General features: G+C 46.5%; 23 protein-coding genes. 5 read left to right on the top strand and 18 right to left on the bottom strand.

Annotation, left to right across the window (positions count from 1 at the left end; genetic code table 11):
• From K6G33_RS14970 to K6G33_RS14960, 3 genes are all read left to right on the top strand, one after another.
• Positions 1-222 carry a hypothetical protein gene (locus K6G33_RS14970; protein WP_296781089.1) on the top strand — a complete coding sequence of 74 codons (222 nt, stop codon included), beginning with the start codon at positions 1-3 and terminating at the stop codon, positions 220-222.
• Between the two features lie 83 nt (positions 223-305).
• The gene (gene grcA3, locus K6G33_RS14965) at positions 306-545 is read left to right on the top strand and encodes an autonomous glycyl radical cofactor GrcA3 (protein ID WP_173450509.1); all 240 of its coding nucleotides are present in this window, start codon (positions 306-308) and stop codon (positions 543-545) included.
• Between the two features lie 261 nt (positions 546-806).
• Positions 807-1,916, top strand: coding sequence for a GTP-binding protein (locus tag K6G33_RS14960; RefSeq protein ID WP_296781087.1), 1,110 nt, complete (start codon positions 807-809; stop codon positions 1,914-1,916).
• 184 nt (positions 1,917-2,100) lie between these two features.
• Here the strand turns inward: K6G33_RS14960 and K6G33_RS14955 are convergent, their stop codons facing one another.
• The 3 genes from K6G33_RS14955 to rplJ form a co-directional block, all read right to left on the bottom strand.
• The gene (locus K6G33_RS14955; RefSeq protein ID WP_296781084.1) at positions 2,101-2,847 is read right to left on the bottom strand and encodes a CAP domain-containing protein; all 747 of its coding nucleotides are present in this window, start codon (positions 2,845-2,847) and stop codon (positions 2,101-2,103) included.
• A 204-nt stretch (positions 2,848-3,051) separates the two neighbouring features.
• On the bottom strand, positions 3,052-3,423 hold the full coding sequence (rplL, locus tag K6G33_RS14950) for a 50S ribosomal protein L7/L12 (protein ID WP_173449719.1): 372 nt from the start codon (positions 3,421-3,423) through the stop codon (positions 3,052-3,054).
• Between the two features lie 103 nt (positions 3,424-3,526).
• On the bottom strand, positions 3,527-4,042 hold the full coding sequence (gene rplJ / locus K6G33_RS14945; protein WP_296781079.1) for a 50S ribosomal protein L10: 516 nt from the start codon (positions 4,040-4,042) through the stop codon (positions 3,527-3,529).
• Between the two features lie 401 nt (positions 4,043-4,443).
• Between rplJ and K6G33_RS14940 the strand changes: the two genes are divergently transcribed.
• Both K6G33_RS14940 and K6G33_RS14935 read left to right on the top strand, forming a co-directional pair.
• Complete coding sequence (locus K6G33_RS14940; protein WP_296781076.1) at positions 4,444-5,616, top strand: hypothetical protein; 1,173 nt, start codon at positions 4,444-4,446, stop codon at positions 5,614-5,616.
• Between the two features lie 151 nt (positions 5,617-5,767).
• A complete protein-coding gene (locus tag K6G33_RS14935; RefSeq protein WP_296781074.1) occupies positions 5,768-6,373 on the top strand; it encodes a hypothetical protein in 606 nt (201 codons plus the stop codon).
• A 106-nt stretch (positions 6,374-6,479) separates the two neighbouring features.
• Here the strand turns inward: K6G33_RS14935 and K6G33_RS14930 are convergent, their stop codons facing one another.
• The 15 genes from K6G33_RS14930 to K6G33_RS14860 form a co-directional block, all read right to left on the bottom strand.
• Positions 6,480-7,424 (bottom strand): transketolase family protein, encoded by a 945-nt coding sequence (locus K6G33_RS14930; protein ID WP_173449723.1) that lies wholly within the window; start codon positions 7,422-7,424, stop codon positions 6,480-6,482.
• Positions 7,425-7,429: 5 nt separating this feature from the next.
• On the bottom strand, positions 7,430-8,269 hold the full coding sequence (locus K6G33_RS14925) for a transketolase (RefSeq protein WP_173449724.1): 840 nt from the start codon (positions 8,267-8,269) through the stop codon (positions 7,430-7,432).
• A gap of 284 nt (positions 8,270-8,553) precedes the next feature.
• Positions 8,554-8,877, bottom strand: a complete 324-nt coding sequence (locus tag K6G33_RS14920) for a hypothetical protein (protein ID WP_296781069.1) — start codon at positions 8,875-8,877, stop codon at positions 8,554-8,556.
• A 4-nt stretch (positions 8,878-8,881) separates the two neighbouring features.
• Complete coding sequence (locus K6G33_RS14915) at positions 8,882-9,703, bottom strand: HAD family hydrolase (protein ID WP_296781066.1); 822 nt, start codon at positions 9,701-9,703, stop codon at positions 8,882-8,884.
• 11 nt (positions 9,704-9,714) lie between these two features.
• Positions 9,715-10,629: an RluA family pseudouridine synthase gene (locus K6G33_RS14910; RefSeq protein ID WP_296781064.1), complete on the bottom strand. Its 915-nt coding sequence runs from the start codon at positions 10,627-10,629 to the stop codon at positions 9,715-9,717.
• Complete coding sequence (lspA, locus tag K6G33_RS14905; protein ID WP_296781061.1) at positions 10,622-11,131, bottom strand: signal peptidase II; 510 nt, start codon at positions 11,129-11,131, stop codon at positions 10,622-10,624. Before lspA ends, K6G33_RS14910 begins: the two co-directional genes overlap by 8 nt.
• Before the next feature lie 64 nt (positions 11,132-11,195).
• Positions 11,196-13,973, bottom strand: a complete 2,778-nt coding sequence (gene ileS, locus K6G33_RS14900) for an isoleucine--tRNA ligase (protein ID WP_296781058.1) — start codon at positions 13,971-13,973, stop codon at positions 11,196-11,198.
• 100 nt (positions 13,974-14,073) lie between these two features.
• A complete protein-coding gene (locus tag K6G33_RS14895) occupies positions 14,074-14,634 on the bottom strand; it encodes a DivIVA domain-containing protein (protein ID WP_296781055.1) in 561 nt (186 codons plus the stop codon).
• A gap of 11 nt (positions 14,635-14,645) precedes the next feature.
• The gene (locus K6G33_RS14890) at positions 14,646-15,404 is read right to left on the bottom strand and encodes a YlmH/Sll1252 family protein (protein WP_296781052.1); all 759 of its coding nucleotides are present in this window, start codon (positions 15,402-15,404) and stop codon (positions 14,646-14,648) included.
• On the bottom strand, positions 15,404-15,877 hold the full coding sequence (locus tag K6G33_RS14885) for a cell division protein SepF (protein WP_296781049.1): 474 nt from the start codon (positions 15,875-15,877) through the stop codon (positions 15,404-15,406). Before K6G33_RS14885 ends, K6G33_RS14890 begins: the two co-directional genes overlap by 1 nt.
• 99 nt (positions 15,878-15,976) lie before the next feature.
• Positions 15,977-16,669 (bottom strand): YggS family pyridoxal phosphate-dependent enzyme, encoded by a 693-nt coding sequence (locus tag K6G33_RS14880; RefSeq protein ID WP_296781046.1) that lies wholly within the window; start codon positions 16,667-16,669, stop codon positions 15,977-15,979.
• Positions 16,659-17,918: an HlyD family efflux transporter periplasmic adaptor subunit gene (locus tag K6G33_RS14875; RefSeq protein WP_296781043.1), complete on the bottom strand. Its 1,260-nt coding sequence runs from the start codon at positions 17,916-17,918 to the stop codon at positions 16,659-16,661. The genes K6G33_RS14880 and K6G33_RS14875 overlap by 11 nt, the downstream gene beginning before the upstream one ends.
• An 11-nt stretch (positions 17,919-17,929) precedes the next feature.
• Complete coding sequence (gene hfq, locus K6G33_RS14870; RefSeq protein WP_173449178.1) at positions 17,930-18,169, bottom strand: RNA chaperone Hfq; 240 nt, start codon at positions 18,167-18,169, stop codon at positions 17,930-17,932.
• Between the two features lie 98 nt (positions 18,170-18,267).
• A complete protein-coding gene (gene miaA / locus K6G33_RS14865; protein WP_296781037.1) occupies positions 18,268-19,221 on the bottom strand; it encodes a tRNA (adenosine(37)-N6)-dimethylallyltransferase MiaA in 954 nt (317 codons plus the stop codon).
• 211 nt (positions 19,222-19,432) lie between these two features.
• Positions 19,433-19,645: a hypothetical protein gene (locus K6G33_RS14860; RefSeq protein WP_296781034.1), complete on the bottom strand. Its 213-nt coding sequence runs from the start codon at positions 19,643-19,645 to the stop codon at positions 19,433-19,435.
• Positions 19,646-19,654: the final 9 nt, after the last annotated feature.

Here is a 19,654-nt window from a genome sequence, read left to right as displayed (position 1 = left end):
ATGATAACTCCCGATATGCTCGGAAAGACCGATGATCCCTCAGAGCTTGCAGACCTCATCGACAAGCTCATGGAACAGGGCAGCGGTCATGTAAATATCGTCTCAGGCGAAAGCGGCTCGGAGCTGAAAGTCGATACCGTTAAAAGTACCGATGTATGCGGCACAAAGGGTGCCTGCTGTCAGCCCACCGAAGATGCCATCGACGATGATGACGAATTATAAATGCAGGGAACGCCGTCCTCGGCGTTCAGCAATAAACCCAATCGGGCTATCAGCCCCTACACAGTAACAAGGAGGAACGAAAAATGGATAACCAGAAACAGGTTGACAACCTTATAGAACTTCTTGACGGCTACGTTGAAAAAGGCGGCCATCACCTCAACGTAAACGTGTTCACACGCGAAACGCTCCTTGATGCTCAGGCTCACCCTGAGAAGTACCCACAGCTCACAGTAAGAGTTTCGGGCTATGCAGTAAACTTCGTCAAGCTCACAAAGGAGCAGCAGGACGACGTTATATCAAGAACTTTTCATTCAAATCTCTAACATAACGAAGGGACGCAAACGCGCCCCTTCATTTTTTATATACTTCACAGCTCCCCCATTCTACTTTGAGCTCGCTGACGCAGCTCCTACAGGTTAATTACTAAGAGCTTTGTTGATCTTCACTAATTTAAATTTGAGAATGAATATCATTTTGCTGTATTGCAAGAATTGTTCACGAAAATATTGACAATCTGCACTTACGGGACTATAATATAATATGAAATTGATAATCATTTTCATATTAATGATGTGAGGTGCTCTATGGACAACAAAAAGATTCCTGTAATCCTGATAACAGGCTACCTTGGCTCGGGTAAAACTACCCTTATGCAGAATCTCCTCAAGCAGGAGCAGCGCAAGATAGCTCTTATAGTAAACGATATGGGCAGCGTTAATATTGATGCTGCGCTCCTTAACAAAAACCGCGACCGCATTTCTTCAGTTGAAATGGTCGAGCTTCAGAACGGCTGCATATGCTGCACTCTTCGTGACGAATTCATCGCCGAGATAGAGCGCATTTCAAAGCTCCCTGATATAGAAGCTGTTTTCGTTGAAGCTTCGGGCATCAGCGAGCCTTCAAACATTGCGGCTTCGTTCATCATCTACGAAGAGGACAATCCCGACACCAATGTATACCTCAGCTCAGTGGTATCCGTTGTGGACTGCGACCGAATTTACCGCGAATTTATGCGTGAGCTCAGCATGGAAAACGACACCGAGGAGGGTGATATCATCAACCTCATCATCGACCAGATAGAATTCTGCAACCTGATACTCCTTAACAAGACCGACCTTCTCAACGCTGAGCAGATCGAGGAAGTTACAAAGGCTATCCGCGATATCCAGTCCGAAGCCGAGATCATTCCATGCCGTAACAGCGAGATAGACCCCGACAAGATACTCCACGGCAAAGAATTCGACTACCACGAGGTTCTTGCTTCATCATCAATACAGCGAGCTCTCAACACCAACGAGCCAAACGATAAAGAAGCCTGCATGGACGAATACGGTATAACTTCTTTCGTGTACGAGGAAAAGCGTCCGTTTGACCGCGACAAATTCATGGATCTCGTTGACCAATATCCAAAGGAGCTCATACGCACAAAGGGCTATGTATGGTTTGCTGATGACGACGTACACATCCAGCTCTTTGAGCAGGCAGGACGTAACGCAAGTGTTACCGAGCTCAACGAGTGGCTTGCATCTTGTCCTCAGGAGGAGCTCGACATTATGTTCTCAAATTATCCTGACCTTAAAGATGACTGGGACGAACAGTACGGCGACCGCATAAATCAGCTTGTCTTTATAGGCAAAGGCTACAAAAAGGCTGATATTCTCGCAAAGCTTGAAAGCTGCCTTGTAACTGCTTAATGACAATTTAAATACTCTCCAAAGAAACACCGCACAGTGCAGGCACGGTGCTTATACAGAAATTTTCACATGAGATATTGAGGCCCCCCTTTTCTCAGAAAGGTTTCCCCGATAATTCGTGTAAAATTTCTATACAAGTACCCGCCTAATACTGTGCGGTGTTTTGCGTTATTGATTAATGTATTCACGTTGAATTTCTTGCATAAATGCTCAGCATTACAGACGCATCGACAGCGTCCATATTCTCATCACCTGTAACGTCGGACTTAGCCCTCTGGCTTGTACTCAGAACGTATCCACGACTCGCAGATACCGATGCATAGTCTTTAAGCGTCAGAGAAGCATCGACTGCATCAATTTTGCCGTCACTGTTCACATCGCCAAATGCCTTAGTATAGAAAGCTTCGGGGTACGGATCGTTAACACCGAGGAAAAGCTGAGTCCAGTAAAGTGTGCCGTTTTTTTCGGCAACGCCCACGCCAAGATACTTAAAAGAAGAACTAAGTATATTTTTCCTGTGATCGGTTGAATTCATCCAACTGTTCACAACAGCCTGCGGCGAGCCTTGTCCGTAGGCAATATTCTCACCTATAGCATTATATCTTATATTGAGATCAGTAATGATCGAAAAGGCTTCTCTGCCGTCAGGACGAGTATGCGACCAGGTCTGAGTTGTTTCTTTTACGCGCATATTAGCAGCTTTACTCAGTCTCGGGAACATCATAAGTTCAGGAAGCCCGACTTTAGCGCGTTCCTGATTAACGAGCTTTATGACCTCAACGGAATAAAGTATCAGGTCGGTACCATTATACTGTGCTCCTACAGATTCATGTTGGGTAACAAGTTCAGTCGAGACCGCATTGATGTCAGAAACAGAAACGGACGAAAAAGCCATCACGACCGCTCCTAATAATGCTGCTATTTTCTTCATAATATAACCTCCAATACGGAAAGAGAATAAACTGATGCAAATGAGAGACCCATTTTTATAATTATAGCACATTCCATAATACAAAGTCAACGGATATACATTGATTGGTCATTTTTGCATAAAAAAGTATTTGTCGACACGACACAATAAACAAAAAGGCTGTACCAATTGTACAGCCTTTTGATATTAGATCTTTCAGTATAATTACTTGATCTCGATTGTAGCGCCAGCCTCTTCAAACTTAGCCTTGAGCTCGTTAGCCTCAGCCTCAGAAACGCCTTCCTTGATAGCCTTAGGAGCAGACTCAACTACTTCCTTAGCCTCCTTAAGGCCAAGACCGAGAACTTCCTTAGCAACCTTGATAACAGCCATCTTAGCGTCACCAAATGAAGCAAGAACTACGTCGAACTCTGTCTTAGCAGCAGCACCAGCAGCAGCACCGCCTGCAGCAGGAGCAGCAGCGATAGCAGCTGTTACACCGAATTCCTCCTGGATAGCGTCAACAAGCTCAGAAAGCTCGAGAACGGAAAGAGTCTTGATATCTTCAACAAATTTTGTGATCTTCTCAGAAGCCATGATAATAATCTCCTTTTTAATAATATTTGCCCGAATACAGGGCTGTTAAATTTAAGCTGCGGAACAAATATCCGCGTGTGTGGTTTGAAAGACTAAGCAGCGATCAAGCAGCTTCTTCTTCCTTCTTCTTGTCTGCAACAGCGTTGAGAGTAGCAGCCAGCTTCTGGAGTGGTCCCTGAAGAGAACCAACGAGCTGAGCAAGAAGGGTATCCTTTGAAGGGATCTTGGAAAGAGCAACAACTCCAGCCTGATCGTAGATCTCACCCTCAATGTAACCTGCCTTGAGATTGAACTTCTCATCGCCAGCCTCCTCAGCGAACTTACCAAGGATTCTTGCAGGAGCAGTCTGATCGTCGTTTGAAACAGCGAGAGCAGTTGTTCCGTTGAGAGCCTCTTCAAAGCCCTCGATACCGCATTCCTTGAAAGCACGGAGAAGCAGTGTGTTCTTCTCTACGAAGTAATTAACGCCAGCCTCACGAAGCTCCTTTCTGAGCTTAGTATCCTCCTCAACGGTGATACCCTTGTAATCAACGAGAACGCCTGATACGGAATTCTTGATGATCTCGGTGAGCTTCTCGACCTTAGCCTTTTTTGCTTCGAGTACAGCATTGCTTGGCATAGTGTGTATTCACCTCCGAATGTATTTTATCGTATTCAGAGAGCAATAAAAAAGCCCATTCCGACAGCGCAGAATGGACAATGATAATTCTATCAATTGCTATTCCTCGGCGGGACTTACTGAGCATATGCTCTGCCAGCTGTCTTTAGAATACGATGCTGCTTTAACAGCTTGATTATTATACCACATTATTCTTCCTTTGTCAAGCTCTTTTCGCAAAATAAATCATACAAATTTTATCTGTGCATTTTGCTCTTTCAAAAATATGCAAAACAGCTATAAAATTCGATTTTTTTATGTGCGTTATAGCCGATTTGCATATTCTTTCACAATTCTATCACAATATTCATTTATAATAGTAAAAATACTACAAGTTGTAATTTTGAAAGAGGGTTTTACAAATGAGAAATCATTTAATGAAAACGACTATTCTTGCCTTCGCAGTATGTATGAGCGCAGCATCTCTCTCAAGCTGCGGCAGAACAGAGATCGATGCCAGCAAATATGTCACTGTAGATATTGACGGCATCGATACAAAGGGCACTGCATCTGCTCATATTGGTCTTGACGAATTAGTAGCAGACAACCTTGAAGCGTTTGAGTTGTCTGATTCAAGCAATCTTCTTGCAGTGGCAAAAGTCGAAGAAAAGGTAAACAAGTACCTTAAAGGCTCCCTCTCAAAGGAAAGTGACATCACAAACGGCGACACTGTTACATTCAAGTGGGACAAGAAAAACGCAGAGAAGCTTGAAGAAAAGTACAAGATAAAACTCAAGCTCAACGACAAGAAGATAAAGGTAACTGACCTCAAAGTTGCTGAAGAATTTGATCCTTTCGAGCACCTTACTGTATCCTATGAAGGTATCGCTCCTAACGCTAAGGCTGTACTTTCTGCTAAGGAGCTCCCTGTAAGCGGTATGAGCTTCACTTGTGACAACAAGGAGCACCTCTCAAACGGCGATACTATCACTGTTAAGTTCGGCGAAGCTGACTGCGAGCAGAAGTGCTTCGATCAGGGCTACAAACCAACTGCAACCGAAAAGACCTACACTGTAGAGGGCGTTTCCAGCTACGTACAGAAGCTTGAAGATATCCCTGAGGACGCTATGAAGAAAATGGACGAACACGCTCAGGACACATTCAAAGCTTACGTTGCATCTAAGTGGAGTGACTCAGAAACATTCAAGAAAATGGAACTTATCGGCAACTATATGCTTACTCCTAAGGATAGTTCCATAAGCACATCAACTTCCAACAATGTATACTTCATTTACAAGATGACTGCCGAGAATATGCCAAACAAGGATTCCGACGAATCAACAAAGCAAGAGTTTACATATTACTACTACACAGGTTATAAGAACATCGTTATCCTGGATGACGGTACTTGCTCATTTGATTTAAATACCATAGAGAAGCCTGAGGGTTCAGCGTTTTTCGGTACACCATCAGGTGAAGCTTTCACCGTTGGTAATTACTATTATAAGGGTTACAAAGACCTGGATTCTATGTTCAACAAACTTGTTACAGCTAATATCGACAAATACAAGTACGAAAGCACTGTAAAAGAATAATCATAAAGCTGCTCTCATATGAGGGCAGCTTATTTTTGTAATAATATATTTTTCACGTACAAAATATATTGACATATTACATCGGTTATGATACAATATATACATAGTTCATTTTCTGTGAACTACAAATATATTTAACGGAGGTTTTATTATGAAATCCAACAAAAAACGTATCACAACTATCGCGCTCTCTGCCGCAATGATGTTCAGCGCCGTCGCAGCACCTGCTGCATTAAACTCCGCCGGTCTTATCAAGACAAATTCTTTTGTTAATGAGTTGAGCGCAAACGCAGCTTATGCAACTAATGTTGTATATACAGTTAATGTATCAAGCGGCGTAAATGTTCGTTCATCACGCAGCACTGCAAACAGCTCCAATATCAGAGGAACAGCTCCGTATGGTGCAGATTGTATCATCACATCTGTAGTTGGCTCATGGGGCTACACTTCACGTATCAGATGCGGAAACGGCTTCAAGTCAGGCTGGATATATCTTCCAAACCTCAAGCAGGGCTGGCCGTGCAAGATCACAGCAAGCTCACTTCGTTTACGTAAGAACCCAGGTTCTACAGCTTCGTCAAATACTACTCTTACATACATCCCACGCAACACTATAGTTGTTATCACAGGCTCAAAGAAGTATGCTAACAGCGTATGGTTAAAGACATCATATGCAGGACACACAGGCTGGATATGCTTCTACGACCAGAACGGTCAGTATGCTATCGGTGTATCTGACAACGGTACTGAATTCTAAGCTGACCCGATAATAGTAAAGCTGCTCTCACATGAGAGCAGCTTTTTTATGGCAAATATCAAAAGGGCACATAACTGTGCCCTTTATCTTCATATTACAATTCAGCTCACTTCTTGAGAGCAGCCTTAACTGTCTTAGCGATGTTCTCAGCTGAAAGACCGAACTCCTTGAGGAGGTCAACAGCAGGACCCGAGTGACCGAACTCGTCGTTCACGCCGATCTTGATAACGGGAACAGGACAGCATTCTGTAACAGCTTCTGCAACAGCTGAGCCAAGACCGCCGATGATGCTGTGCTCCTCAGCAGTTACAATGAGACCTGTCTCCTTAGCGCACTTGCAGATAAGCTCCTTATCGAGAGGCTTTATCGTGTGGATATTAACAACTCTTGCTGAGATGCCCTCAGCTTCGAGAGCCTTAGCAGCTTCAACAGCTTCGTTGACCATAAGACCTGTTGCAACGATAGTAACGTCCTTACCGTCCTTCATAACAACGCCCTTGCCAAGCTCGAACTTGTAGCTTGCAGCGTCATTGATAACAGGAACAGCAAGTCTTCCAAAACGCATATATACAGGGCCGTTGAAGTCGAGAGCAGCCTTTACGGCAGCCTTTGCTTCAACATCATCACAAGGATTGATGATAGTCATGCCCGGGATAGTTCTCATAAGAGCGATATCCTCGTTGCACTGGTGTGTAGCGCCGTCCTCACCAACAGAGATACCTGCGTGTGTAGCGCCGATCTTTACGTTGAGGTGTGGGTAGCCGATAGAGTTTCTTACTATTTCAAAAGCTCTTCCTGCTGCGAACATTGCGAATGTGCTTGCGAAAGGGATCTTGCCGCAGGCTGCAAGACCTGCTGCAACGCCCATCATGTTAGCCTCTGCGATACCGCAGTCGAAGAAACGGTCAGGGTATGCCTTCTTGAAGATACCTGTCTTTGTTGCAGCAGCAAGGTCTGCGTCGAGGACTACTAAGTCCTTATATTCCTCGGCTAACTCCTTGAGAGCCTCGCCGTAGCTTTCTCTGGTAGCCTTCTTGATTACATCTGCCATGATAATTAGTCCTCCAATTCCTTTAACTGCGCATTAAGCTCTGACATAGCCTGCTCGTACTGTTCCTTGTTAGGAGCTGTACCGTGCCAGCCTACCTGATTTTCCATGAATGAAACGCCCTTGCCCTTTGTAGACTTCTGAATTATAGCAACAGGCTTGTCCTTAACGGACTCAGCTTCTGTGAAAGCTCTGTCGATATCGTCGAAATCGTGAGCGTCCATAGTGATAACGTGCCAGCCGAATGCTGCGAACTTGTCTGTGATAGGCTCGGGTGAGCATACCTCAGTAATAGGACCGTCTATCTGGAGACCATTATTATCAACGATAGCAATGAGGTTAGTGAGCTTCTTGTGAGCAGCGAACATAGCTGCCTCCCAAACCTGACCTTCCTCGATCTCGCCGTCGCCGAGAACTGTATATACCTTATATGACTTTCCGTCGATCTTTCCTGCAAGAGCCATACCGCAAGCAGCAGAGATGCCCTGTCCCAGTGAACCGCTGGACATATCTACACCGGGGATATGAATACATGGGTGTCCCTGAAGAAGCGCACCGATGTGGCGGAGCGACTTCAGCTCCTCAACTGAGAAATAGCCTTTCTGAGCCAGAACCGAATAAAGAGCAGGAGCTGTATGTCCCTTTGAGAGGACAAATCTGTCTCTGTCGGGAGCGTCAGGATTCTTTGGATCGTTATTCATCTTATTGAAATAGAGATATGTCAGAGTATCGCTGATAGAGAGCGAGCCGCCCGGATGACCTGATTTAGCGTTATAAGTGCCCTCGATAACGCCCATTCTAACCTTGCAGGCTGTTTTCTGCAATTCCTTTTTAAGCTTTGCGTCCATAATGACCTCCATGATTTTATTTAACGGCACACGCCGCGATTTACGTATAAGGGGGATATGTCAGAAGCGGTTATTTCGTACCGATTTTGACAGCAGTGGGCGGGTTTCTCGGTCGCCCCCCCTAATTATGTTTAGACAGCCGCCCGCCCCTGCAATAAAAAGCTACAAATATATTATACAGCAAAAAATGTAAGATTGCAACACATTTTTTGCTAACTGAAATTCATCTTTTAACTATTGTATATGCCTCTGAGCGCTATTTATCCCCTGAGCATCTGTTTCTTTTATTTCAGAGCCATATTTATCAGAACGATACCGTAGAACACAAAGAATCCGCTGCATAGCATCGCAGGGAAGATTATGAACAGCTTGTTCTGTTTCTCATGCAGTGTACCTCTCAGTCTGAGTGCTTTGATAAGGAATACAGAAGCGCCCCACATGGGTATTGCGAACAGTGCAAGGCTGAGTATCGCTGCATCATTGAGAGTAAAGCTTGCCGTAGCATGGGAGGCCTTGTCGTAGAATGCGCTGTACACAAGCAGCGCCAGCAGTCCCAGCAGGCAGAATATGCTTATTATGTATGTGATTATTGCCGCTTTCTTTTTCATTCTGTTATTTGCTGCACCTTTCGGTTATATGTTCTATAAGTTCAGCCACCGCGCCCTCATCGTTGGTACGGGTGAGAACGAGGTCGGCCTTTGCCTTTACGGAGTCCTCCGCATTGGCAGGACAAGCTCCTAAGTCAGCTTCGACTATCATCTCTATATCGTTGTCGAAGTCGCCTATAGACACGAAGGTGAAGTCCTCCATGCCTTCGAGCTTTCTGTACTGTGCCAGAGCCGAGCCCTTGCTCACTCCTTTTGGGAGCATCTCAAGGAATATATCCGACGATTTAACGAAGTCCACTCCCTCATATGCCTGTTTCTTAACGAGTATCTGCATATAATCCACGTCTTCCGGAGCAAGTGAGAAAAGGACCTTCAGCCAACCGCCGTCGGCAATGTCTGACAGTTCCGCATAATTCGGCACGATATTGCAGAGCTTTGTATGCAGCTGCTGATAATCGGTATTGCTGAAAACGAACGTGCCTTCCGCTTTCAGCACCTCGCCGCCTGCCTGAGGCATAAGCTCCAAGAGCTCTCTTGTATAAGCCTTCGCTTCAAGGGGCAGAGGGTGTGTATAGAGGGCCTTTCCGCTGATATAATCATGGATAGCCGCTCCGTTATACATTATAATGGGGTATTTCAGCTCAAGCATGGAACGGTACTGGTCAAAGGACTGTATCGTGCGTCCCGTAGCCACTGTAAAATGACCGCCCATAGCCGTAAAGCGCTCAATAGCGCGTCGGTCGGTGTCGGTTATCTGCTTGTGGGAATCAAGCAGAGTGCCGTCCATGTCACTGAGGAGAACTACCTTTGAGATATCTTCAAACAATGGTATACCTCCTACATTTTTTCGAGCTTTGAAAGAATGGATACAAAATAATCGGGAAGGTCGCTGACGAACTCCATATACTCCCCTGTTGTCGGGTGGATAAAGCCTATTTTGCGGGCGTGGAGACACTGACCCTCGATGCCATTGTATGGCTTCCCGTAAACATCGTCCCCCAGTACAGGGTGACCGATATAGCTCAGGTGAACTCTTATCTGGTGAGTTCTTCCCGTTTCGAGTTTCAGTCTTACGTGGGCATAGCCGCCATACTGCTTGATGACGCTGTAGTGAGTGACTGCGTTTCGTGAATTCTCGGTTGTCACGCACATTTTCTTGCGGTCGGTCTTATGTCTGCCTATAGGAGCGTCGATAGTGCCCTCGGTCTCCTTGAAATAGCCGCTTGCGACTGCTTCGTACTCGCGGGTGAAGCTGTGTACCTTTATCTGCTCGGCAAGCTTCAGGTGCGAAGCGTCGTTCTTCGCAACGATGAGAAGTCCGCTGGTATTCTTGTCGATACGGTGGACTATCCCCGGACGTATCACGCCGTTTATTCCCGAAAGGCTGTCTCCGCAGTGATACAGGAGCGCATTCACGAGAGTTCCCGTATAGTTTCCGTGAGCAGGGTGTACTACCATGCCCTTTGGCTTGTTGACCACAAGGAGGTCGTCGTCCTCATAGACGATATCGAGAGGTATATCCTCGGGTACAGCGTCCATAGGCTCGGGTTCGGGTATCTCTACGGATATCTCCTCGCCGCCTTTGAGCTTGCAGTTCTTGCTGACTGTCCTGCCGTTCACAAGAACGAGGCTCTTTTCGATAAGTCCCTGCACCGCAGAGCGCGTCAGCTCAGCAATATTGTCCGAAATATACTTATCTATGCGGCTTCCCGAATCCTCAGGCTGAACGCTGAGCACTACAGTCTCATTCATTGCTTCCCGCCTTTTCAGCCTCGGCTTTTTTAGCCTTTTCGATTTTCGGGTCGATGAAGAATGCGTAAATAAGGAGCATCACGAATGCTATCGTCACGCATATGTCCGCCACGTTGAAAATAGCGAATTTAAAGAGCTTCAGCTCGAACATATCCACAACATAGGCATAGCGTATGCGGTCAATGAGGTTGCCGATACCGCCTGCAACGAACAAGGCAACCGCAACGCCGAGAAGCTTCGAGCGGCGATATACCTTGAAAAGGACGACGATGCCTGCTATTACGATAAGGCTGGTAAAGCCCACAAGGAACCATCTTTTTCCCGCCATACTTCCGAATATTGCTCCGCGGTTCTCCAGATACGTCAGATCGAATATCTTGAGATCGCCGATGTGGATAAAGTCCATCGTCCCCACAGGTCGCAGTTCATGTACAGCCCAGTATTTCACGAGCTGGTCAGCTCCGACAAGAGCCGCAATCATCAGTACAAGAATTATAGCCACGTTGTTTTATCCTTTCAATAAGACTGCCTGCCGACCCATGAGCCGACAGGCAATATAGTACAAATTAAGCTTCTACAGCCACTGCACATCTCTCGCAGAGAGTTGGGTGGTCATGATTTGTGCCGACGTACTTGCTGAAGCACCAGCAGCGCTCGCACTTTTCGCCTTCAGCCTTAGCTACCTCGAAGGCAGTTTCAGCACCGCTCTTCTCTACCTCAACGCCTGAAACGATGAGGATATCCTTGAGCTGGTCAGCCAGTGAAACGTATCTGTCATAGTCAGCATCGCTGCTCTTGATGATTATCTTAGCCTCAAGAGACTTACCGATAGTCTTGGCGTTACGAGCTTCTTCGAGCACCTTGTTTACGCCCAGACGTGTATTATAGATGAATTCCCACTTATCAACGAACTCAGCGCTGAACTCGATGCCGCTCTTTTCGGGCATCTGGTTGAGGAATACGCTTTCCTTGTCGTCAGCAGATGAGTGAGGCATGAACTGCCAGATCTCCTCGGCTGTGAATGAAATGATAGGAGCAGCAAGTCTTGTCATCGCACTGATTATGCGATACATTGCTGTCTGAGCTGCGCGGCGGAGTACGGAATCCTCCTTCTCGCAGTAAAGTCTGTCCTTGATGATGTCAAGGTAGAAGTTGGACATATCTATTACACAGAAGTTGTGAAGAGCGTGGAGAGCGATATGGAAATCGAATGCATCGTAGCCCTTCTTCATAGTGTCAATAAGAGAGTCAAGCTTCATGAGAGCCCATTTATCGAGCTCTGTGAGCTGATCGTCGCTTACGCTGTCCTTGTCGGGATCGAAGCCTGCGCCGTTACCCAGATTTCCGAGAATGAAACGGGCAGTATTTCTGATCTTCTTATAAGCGTCTGAAAGCTGTCCGAGGATCGGCTTTGAGATACGGATATCGCTGTGGTAATCCGATGAAGCTGCCCACAGACGGAGGATATCAGCACCGTACTGTCCTGTTATCTCGCTTGGGTCGATACCGTTTCCGAGGGACTTGTGCATTGCCTTGCCCTCGCCGTCAACTACCCAGCCGTGGGTGCATACAGCCTTGTAAGGAGACTGTCCCTTGTATACAACAGATGTAAGGAGCGATGACTGGAACCAGCCTCTGTACTGGTCAGCGCCTTCGAGATAAAGGTCAGCAGGCCATGAAAGGCTCGGGAAGTCCTCTCCTTCCATAACGGATGTATGAGATACACCGCTGTCGAACCAAACGTCCATGATGTCGTATTCCTTAGTGAACTCGCCGCAGCCGCACTCGCACTTAACGCTTGCGGGGATAAATTCGCTTGTATCCTTTATCCACCATGCGTCGCTGCCTTCCTTGCGGAAAAGCTCGGATATAGCCTTGATAGTCTCGTCGTTGCAGATAGGCTTGCCGCATTCCTTACAGTAAACAACAGGAATCGGAACGCCCCATGTTCTCTGACGCGAGATACACCAGTCGCTTCTGTCGCGTACCATGCCCTTGATTCTGTCCTCGCCCCACTCAGGGATCCACTGAACGGACTCGATAGCCTTGATAGCGTCGTCCTTGAAGCCGTTTACCGAGCAGAACCACTGCTCTGTAGCTCTGTATATGATAGGGCTGTTACATCTCCAGCAATGTGGGTACTGGTGGACGATCTTCTGAGTAGCAAGCATAGCGCCCAGCTCTGTGAGCTTTGCAGCGATTGCCTTGTTAGCCTGATCTGTGTCCATTCCCTCGAATTCGCCTGCTTCTGCGGTCTGCTTGCCCTTAGAGTCAACGCATACGATGATACCGATATCGTCGTACTTCTTGCACACCTCAAAGTCCTCTACACCGTAGCCTGGAGCTGTATGTACGCAGCCTGTACCGCTTTCAAGAGTAACGTGGTCGCCGACGATTATCGGTGACGGACGGTCATAGAGAGGGTGCTTTGTCTTCATGCCTTCGAGCTCAGCGCCTGTGAAGATATGCTCTGTGGTATACTCAGTGATACCTGCTGTCTCCATAGTAGTTTTTACGAGCTCCTCAGCCATTACGTAGTACTCATCGCCTACGTGAACGAGGGTATAGTTGTACTCAGGACCGAGGCATATAGCCAGGTTGCCCGGGATAGTCCATGTAGTAGTAGTCCAGATAACGAAATATATCTTTGAAAGGTCAAGTCCGAGACCTGTGAAGATGCCCTTATCATCAGTCACATTGAACTTGACATAGATAGAATAGCATGGATCGTTTGAGTACTCGATCTCAGCCTCAGCGAGAGCTGTATTACAGTCAGGGCACCAGTATACAGGCTTTAAGCCCTTGTACATATAGCCCTTCTTTACCATTGAGCCGAATACTTCCACCTGTTTTGCTTCGTACTCGGGACGAAGTGTAAGGTAAGGATAATCATAGTCACCCAGTGAGCCCAGTCTCTTGAAGCCCTTCATCTGGTTAGCGACCTGAGTCATAGCATATTCACGGCAATGCTTTCTGAGGTCAACTGCAGGGATAGCTCCGTTCTCGACGCCGATAGCCTTCATAGCCTTGAGCTCGATAGGAAGGCCGTGAGTGTCCCAGCCAGGAACATAAGGAGCACAGAATCCGTTCATATTCTTATACTTAACAATGAAATCCTTGAGAGACTTGTTAAGAGCATGACCAAGATGGATCTCACCGTTTGCATACGGAGGTCCATCATGAAGAATGTAAGGAGTCTTGCCCTTGTTCTTCTCTATCATCTTGTAATAGAGTCTTTCGTCTTCCCATTTTTTGAGAGTTTCGGGTTCTCTCTTCGGCAGATTTCCACGCATGGGGAACTCTGTCTGCGGTAAATTAAGAGTACTGTTATAATCCTGTGCCATACTATCTGATCCCTCTTATAAAGGCTGTGAGGGATCCTCCTTTCAAACTTTTTTCAAAACAAAGCATCGCAGAACGGGTCTCCCCACTCCGCGGTACAATTTATTCTTCTTCAGCGTCTGCTGCAACAGCAGCTGCGATCTCCTCAGCGGTCTGAGGTTCTTCTGCACTTTCTTCCTCCTCGAAGGAATCAGGCATAGAAGAGATAAGCTCAAGGTGGCTCTTATACATATCGAAAAGGCTCTTTTTGAAGTCAGCTACCTGCTGCTGAGCCTCGATGAGAGCTTCCTTCTCCTTAGCTATCTCAGCGCGGTTCTTCTCCATAGCCTCAGCGTGCTGACGAACAGCCTCGTCCTCAAGAGCGGCAGCCTTTTCCTTAGCCTCTGCCAGTATCTGCTCAGCCTTCTCGTTAGCGTCGTTGAGCACCTGATGACCCTGCTTCTGAGCACCGAGGAGAGCGTCCTTGAGAGCGTCCTCATCTCTCATATATTCTCTTACCTTATCGGCAAGCACCTGTATCTTGCTGTTTGCTTCTGCGCGTTCGCGCTCCATTTCGTCAAGCTCTGCCTCCAGCTGTGAGAGGAACTCGTCGATCTCCTCCTGCTTATAACCGAATGCAGCCTTCTCAAATCTCTTATTTCTTACGTCCTTTGAAGTTATCATTTCATTCACCTCTAAATATATTTTTTCAGCTCAATGTGTATACGGCCTTTTTTTGTTTCGCCGTTGATATCTGAAAGTACAAATCTTCCAAAGCCCCTAATTGACAATATATCTCCGCCCCTGAGTTCACGGGATACAGATGAAACGGGAAAATGATTTATCTCCACCTTATCTGCACGGATAAGTGCGGCAGCCTTTTCGCGGCTCAGATGAGCAGCCAGACCTACCACGCAGTCGGCGCGAAGGGAGGCGACTGTTCCGCTGATATCCTGATACTTCTGAGCATTTTCCAGCTCAAAGGGCAGACTGTCGGTGATCTTTACCCCGACCCTGCCTATTTTAGACACTGCCGACATTATAAGCTTTGCTGCGACCACAGTTACGAACGCCTGTGTTTTTCCTTCAGCCGTAACGATATCGCCGATTACCTCACGTTTGAGCTGAAGCCCCATGAAAGTGCCGAGAAAATCCCTGTGTGTCAGTTTATCCTCTTTGCGGTAGCTGAATGTCAGACACGCAAAGGGATACTCCTCACTGATATAGTCCTCGCAGTAATCGGAATAGACCGCAAGCATTTTTCGTCTTGCGTCGCCGTATCCGCCCCAGAGCCTGTATCTCAGCTCTCCCGTATTTCTTGCGCACCACGCCTCAGCTTCGGCACACTGTCTTTCGTCAAGAAATGAAGAGAACTGATACATACCGTCTCTTTCGCAGAGCGAGACCATATCTCCGAGCCTTGCAGCAAAAAGCTTATCCGACTGATCGTTCATCAGATAAATACGCCGTTGTTCTCCAGCTCACCAACGAGGTCTTCGCCGATAAATCCAACATTATAAGGAGTAATTATATATGTGAGATTTGCAACAGGCTTGAGGCTTCCGCCGTTTGCATAAGCAACGCCAACGAGGAAGTCGATGATCCTTCTCTTGTTTTCGGGAGAAGCTGTTTCAAGATTGAGGACTACTGTCTTCTTAGCAATGAGGTGATCTGCTATCTGCTTAGCGTCTGTGAAAGCCGAAGGCTTTACGAGAACGACCTGAAGCTGTGCGGTAGTCTGTATATTTACAACTTTATTTCTTCTGCCTGAACCAACTCCGCTTCCCTCATTAACGGGAGCATCGTCCTGATCGGAAGGCTGAAAACCGCCGCGCTCACGCTCATGACGAACGGGTACATCAGCTTCAAAATCATCATCATCGTCTGCAGCAAAGAAAAAATCTTTAATTCCGTCAAAAAGTTTCATCTTAATACTCCTTCTCCGCATTATTTGTTTTTTTATTTATTTTTCTTCACAGGATCAATGCGGAGCATCCCGTGTTGATATTCAGCATTCCGCCGGGAATTACTTTGAATAATCCCTTGCGCCGAAAATTCCCGTACCTATACGCACCAGTGTTGAGCCGTACTTTATCGCCTCAGCGTAATCATGGGTCATGCCCATTGAGAGCGTATCCATATCGGCGTATTCTTCGGAGACTTTATCGAAAAGCTCCTTCATGCGTCCGAGGAAGATATCGCTGTCACTCGGCGGCGGGATAGTCATAAGACCGCGCAGGCGCAAGCCTTCCAGCTCCGAGAGCTGTTTGATAAGCTCGTTCAGTTCCGTGGGAGAAACGCCGCTTTTGGAGTCCTCACCGCCTATATTCACTTCGCACAGGATATCCATAGTCCTGCCGTTCTTAACGGCGAGGCGGCTTATTTCCTGTCCCAGCTTCAGGCTGTCAACGGACTGTATCATGCTTACCGAATTTATGATATATTTTACTTTATTTGTCTGTAAATGACCGATGAACTGTACCTCCGCAGACTTGTCATAGAGATCGGCTTTGGAAAGGTATTCCTGCACTCTGTTTTCTCCCAGAAGATCCATACCCAGTCCTATAGCGTGGTTTATGGCTTCGGGAGCAACAGTTTTTGTGACCGCCATAATGCGGATCACATCATCGCTGCTTCGGAATTTTTCTTTTGCTTCAGCGCATCTCTCTTTTATTATGCGCAGGTTCTCGTCGATATAAGCGAGATCGTTATTGTTCATTCTTATCGACCCCCTCGATCATGATATCGTCGTAAAGTGCAAGGTACTCAGGATCGCTGTTTATCTCTGAGAGAACGTAATCGCTGCCCTCATAGACGACCTTGATCTTTTTGAACACTATCTGTTCGCCCTTGCGGATATACACGCCCTTGCTTGTTATGGTCTTTTCCGATTCATTGCCTTCGCTGTCGGTATATGTCTCCTTGACATCGGCAAATCGGATAGCCTCACGGGGCACCTTCAGACCTGTGGGTTCATCTTGAATGAGCTCAACAGTTTCCGTTCTGTGCTGGACAAGGTCGTAATTGAACTTATCGCAGAAGATCACCACAACGCTTCTGTTGGGGCTTTCTTCGCGGATATCGTATATTGTGGCAGGATACTTCTCAACAGACGAATCGAACCTTAGCAGTATTTCATCGCCTACAGCATATTCCTTCTTGGAATTGTCCGCAACAAGAGCAAGATACCAGCCGTATCCGTCGATAAGCTTGCCTACGACATTCGGAGCGGTAGACTTTTTATCCTCGACCTCATTTATCATCTCAGACGAGATGTGGTCGAGGTTGTCCGTCCTGAACTTTTCCTCATAGCCGTCGCAGTAGCTTGCGAAATAAGCCGAACGCGGAGCGACTATCTGTTCCTTTGAAACAACAGCCTTAGCGTCGAGCTTTTCGATCTCTGACTTGATATCGTTTATCTTCTGGCTGAAGTCCTGCACTTCATTTGTGATTATCTGGTATGTACTCATCTGTACAAGAAGATCTTCCTTCACCTCACCGAGACTGTCATAATCATGCATATCTCTGTAGTATATAAGACTGCGGTAGCTCATGTCGATACTTTCCGAAAGGCTGGCAGGCTGCGCAGACTCAAGAGTACCCGGGTTCTGGATCTTCTGAAGGATAGTGAGATCTTTTTCGAGCATAGCCTTCTCACGCTTGATGCTGAGCTGTTCATCGGAAGGATAAGCCTCCGCGATAACAGTGCCGTTGCCGACCTTTCCGCCGTCAAGGACATTATAGCTCAGAACGCCGTTTCCGCTGTACAGGAGCATCTCCTCATCTCTTATAAAAACGCCCTTGTACTCCTTCGACTGTACAGCCGAAGCCGTCAGTGCGGAGACAGTATCGCTCTCCTTATTGCGGAAATTATAGACTATACTTATAAAAACTATCAGAAGCAGCACAAGGACAACGTTCCTCAGGAGCTTGACCACAACGCTGCCTTCCGATCTGGTAAATCCCATTCAGCTCACCCTTAATCGTTCTTTTCAGCAGCGTCAAGGATAGAAACGGCTCTTGCAGGGATAATTGTTGATATAGCGTGTTTATATACGAGCTGCTGTTTGCCTTCGCAGTCAAAAATAGCAACGTAGCTGTCAAAACCTCTTACCATACCTTTGAACTGAAATCCGTTTGTAAGGATAATAGTTACCATGATCTTGTCTTTTCTGCACTGATTAAGGAACACGTCCTGCAGATTGATTGTTTTGTTCATACACATTCTCCTAACTGACATATTTGTTTATCACGGCATCTCTATGGGTAAAATGTTTTGCCAAATAACGCGCATAGAAATACACACATTATATTATATCACGTTTCCAAGTATTTGGCTATAGTTTTTTTGCATTTTTCTAATATTTCATTCTTTTTATCAAATCTGTCAAGTATTATCCACACTATGCGTTCATTTCTTCTGAACCACGTAAGCTGACGCTTTGCATAGTGCCTTGTTTCCTGCTTTACGATGGAGATACAGTCCTCAAGACTTGCTTCACCCTTGAAATACGGTATGAGTTCCTTATAGCCGATAGCGTTTGCAGCGGTCTTCATGCCGCTCTCCTGCCAGAGCTGCCTTGCTTCTTCGACAAGTCCCGTTTTCACCATTTCATCTACGCGGAGGTCTATCCTGTCGTAAAGAGTCTGTCTGTTTTCGTAATTCAGTCCGAGTATCAGGGAATTATACGGACTTTCCACCAGCTTACTCTCTTTTTTGAGCTCACTGAAGCGCCTTCCGGTGACCTTGCAGACCTCCAGTGCGCGGACAATTCTCACCAGATTATTTGGGTGTATCCCCTCGGCAGCCTCGGGGTCTATTTCCGCAAGACGGGCGTGAAGAGCCTCGTTGCCGTTCTCCTTCGCAAAAGCATAAAGCTCTTCGCGGTAAGCCTCATCGCTGCCGCCCTCGGAGAATTTCACGTTTTCAAGGAGCGAATCCACATACAGTCCCGTGCCCCCTACTATAATAGGAAGGCGACCGCGTGAAAGCACCTCACGTATCTTCTCGTTTGCAAGCGCAACGTAGTCCGCAGCACTGAAACTAACGTCCCTTCCGAGGATATCCACAAGATGATGCGGTATCCCCTGCTTTTCGTCCTCTGTAGGCTTTGCAGAAGCTATGTCCATGCCCTTGTATATCTGCATGGAATCGGCGGAGATGACTTCTCCGCCGTAGATTTTCGCAAGTTCAACGCCCAGCCATGTCTTGCCGGAAGCGGTAGGGCCTACAACGGCAAGCACAAAGGGCTTTTTATTCTTTTCGTTCATTGTCAAGTTCTCCTGACTGTATCCGTTTTATCATTTTTTCGTATTCGCTTTTTCCGCGAATTTCACGATAGCTCTCAGAATTATAATAAAAATTATAACGAGCAGAATAGCTATGAATATAACAAAGGAAATCCCCAAACGCAGCTCAGGAGCTTTACTCACCGAGCAGCTAAGACTTTCACCCTCAGCCTCAAAGCAGTAAACAGCCTTTTTATGCGAGGCGTGTTTTACCTTCGTCGTGCCATTTATTCTTTATGAGTATGTCCGCAAAAGCTGTCCCCTCGGGGACTTTATCCTCATCAAATCGTATAAGCTGCCACGAATGGTCAATATTCCAAGAAGCCGCAAAAGCAGAACAACAGCCGAAAATGCACATAAAGGCTGACAAAAAAAGTGCAATGGATACTTTTACTGACAGTTTCATTTCTTCCCC

The sequence above is a fragment of the Ruminococcus sp. genome (genome assembly GCF_024691275.1).
In the GTDB taxonomy this organism is placed as follows: domain Bacteria; phylum Bacillota; class Clostridia; order Oscillospirales; family Ruminococcaceae; genus Ruminococcus.
The sequence above is the reverse complement of the archived record's forward strand: the minus strand, read 5'-3'. Positions and strand labels throughout refer to the sequence as shown.

Bases quoted from the DNA above. Each gene is read 5' to 3' on its own strand.
- K6G33_RS14875 (WP_296781043.1), bottom strand. From the start codon at position 17,918: ATGGGATTTACCAGATCGGAAGGCAGCGTTGTGGTCAAGCTCCTGAGG.
- K6G33_RS14960 (WP_296781087.1), top strand. From the start codon at position 807: ATGGACAACAAAAAGATTCCTGTAATCCTGATAACAGGCTACCTTGGC.
- K6G33_RS14920 (WP_296781069.1), bottom strand. From the start codon at position 8,877: ATGAAAAAGAAAGCGGCAATAATCACATACATAATAAGCATATTCTGC.
- K6G33_RS14955 (WP_296781084.1), bottom strand. From the start codon at position 2,847: ATGAAGAAAATAGCAGCATTATTAGGAGCGGTCGTGATGGCTTTTTCG.
- K6G33_RS14940 (WP_296781076.1), top strand. From the start codon at position 4,444: ATGAGAAATCATTTAATGAAAACGACTATTCTTGCCTTCGCAGTATGT.
- K6G33_RS14895 (WP_296781055.1), bottom strand. From the start codon at position 14,634: ATGATAACTTCAAAGGACGTAAGAAATAAGAGATTTGAGAAGGCTGCA.
- K6G33_RS14860 (WP_296781034.1), bottom strand. From the start codon at position 19,645: ATGAAACTGTCAGTAAAAGTATCCATTGCACTTTTTTTGTCAGCCTTT.
- K6G33_RS14925 (WP_173449724.1), bottom strand. From the start codon at position 8,269: ATGGACGCAAAGCTTAAAAAGGAATTGCAGAAAACAGCCTGCAAGGTT.
- K6G33_RS14885 (WP_296781049.1), bottom strand. From the start codon at position 15,877: ATGAAACTTTTTGACGGAATTAAAGATTTTTTCTTTGCTGCAGACGAT.
- K6G33_RS14890 (WP_296781052.1), bottom strand. From the start codon at position 15,404: ATGAACGATCAGTCGGATAAGCTTTTTGCTGCAAGGCTCGGAGATATG.
- grcA3 (WP_173450509.1), top strand. From the start codon at position 306: ATGGATAACCAGAAACAGGTTGACAACCTTATAGAACTTCTTGACGGC.
- K6G33_RS14930 (WP_173449723.1), bottom strand. From the start codon at position 7,424: ATGGCAGATGTAATCAAGAAGGCTACCAGAGAAAGCTACGGCGAGGCT.
- rplJ (WP_296781079.1), bottom strand. From the start codon at position 4,042: ATGCCAAGCAATGCTGTACTCGAAGCAAAAAAGGCTAAGGTCGAGAAG.
- ileS (WP_296781058.1), bottom strand. From the start codon at position 13,973: ATGGCACAGGATTATAACAGTACTCTTAATTTACCGCAGACAGAGTTC.
- K6G33_RS14970 (WP_296781089.1), top strand. From the start codon at position 1: ATGATAACTCCCGATATGCTCGGAAAGACCGATGATCCCTCAGAGCTT.
- K6G33_RS14880 (WP_296781046.1), bottom strand. From the start codon at position 16,669: ATGAACAATAACGATCTCGCTTATATCGACGAGAACCTGCGCATAATA.
- miaA (WP_296781037.1), bottom strand. From the start codon at position 19,221: ATGAACGAAAAGAATAAAAAGCCCTTTGTGCTTGCCGTTGTAGGCCCT.
- hfq (WP_173449178.1), bottom strand. From the start codon at position 18,169: ATGAACAAAACAATCAATCTGCAGGACGTGTTCCTTAATCAGTGCAGA.
- rplL (WP_173449719.1), bottom strand. From the start codon at position 3,423: ATGGCTTCTGAGAAGATCACAAAATTTGTTGAAGATATCAAGACTCTT.
- K6G33_RS14910 (WP_296781064.1), bottom strand. From the start codon at position 10,629: ATGAATGAGACTGTAGTGCTCAGCGTTCAGCCTGAGGATTCGGGAAGC.
- K6G33_RS14935 (WP_296781074.1), top strand. From the start codon at position 5,768: ATGAAATCCAACAAAAAACGTATCACAACTATCGCGCTCTCTGCCGCA.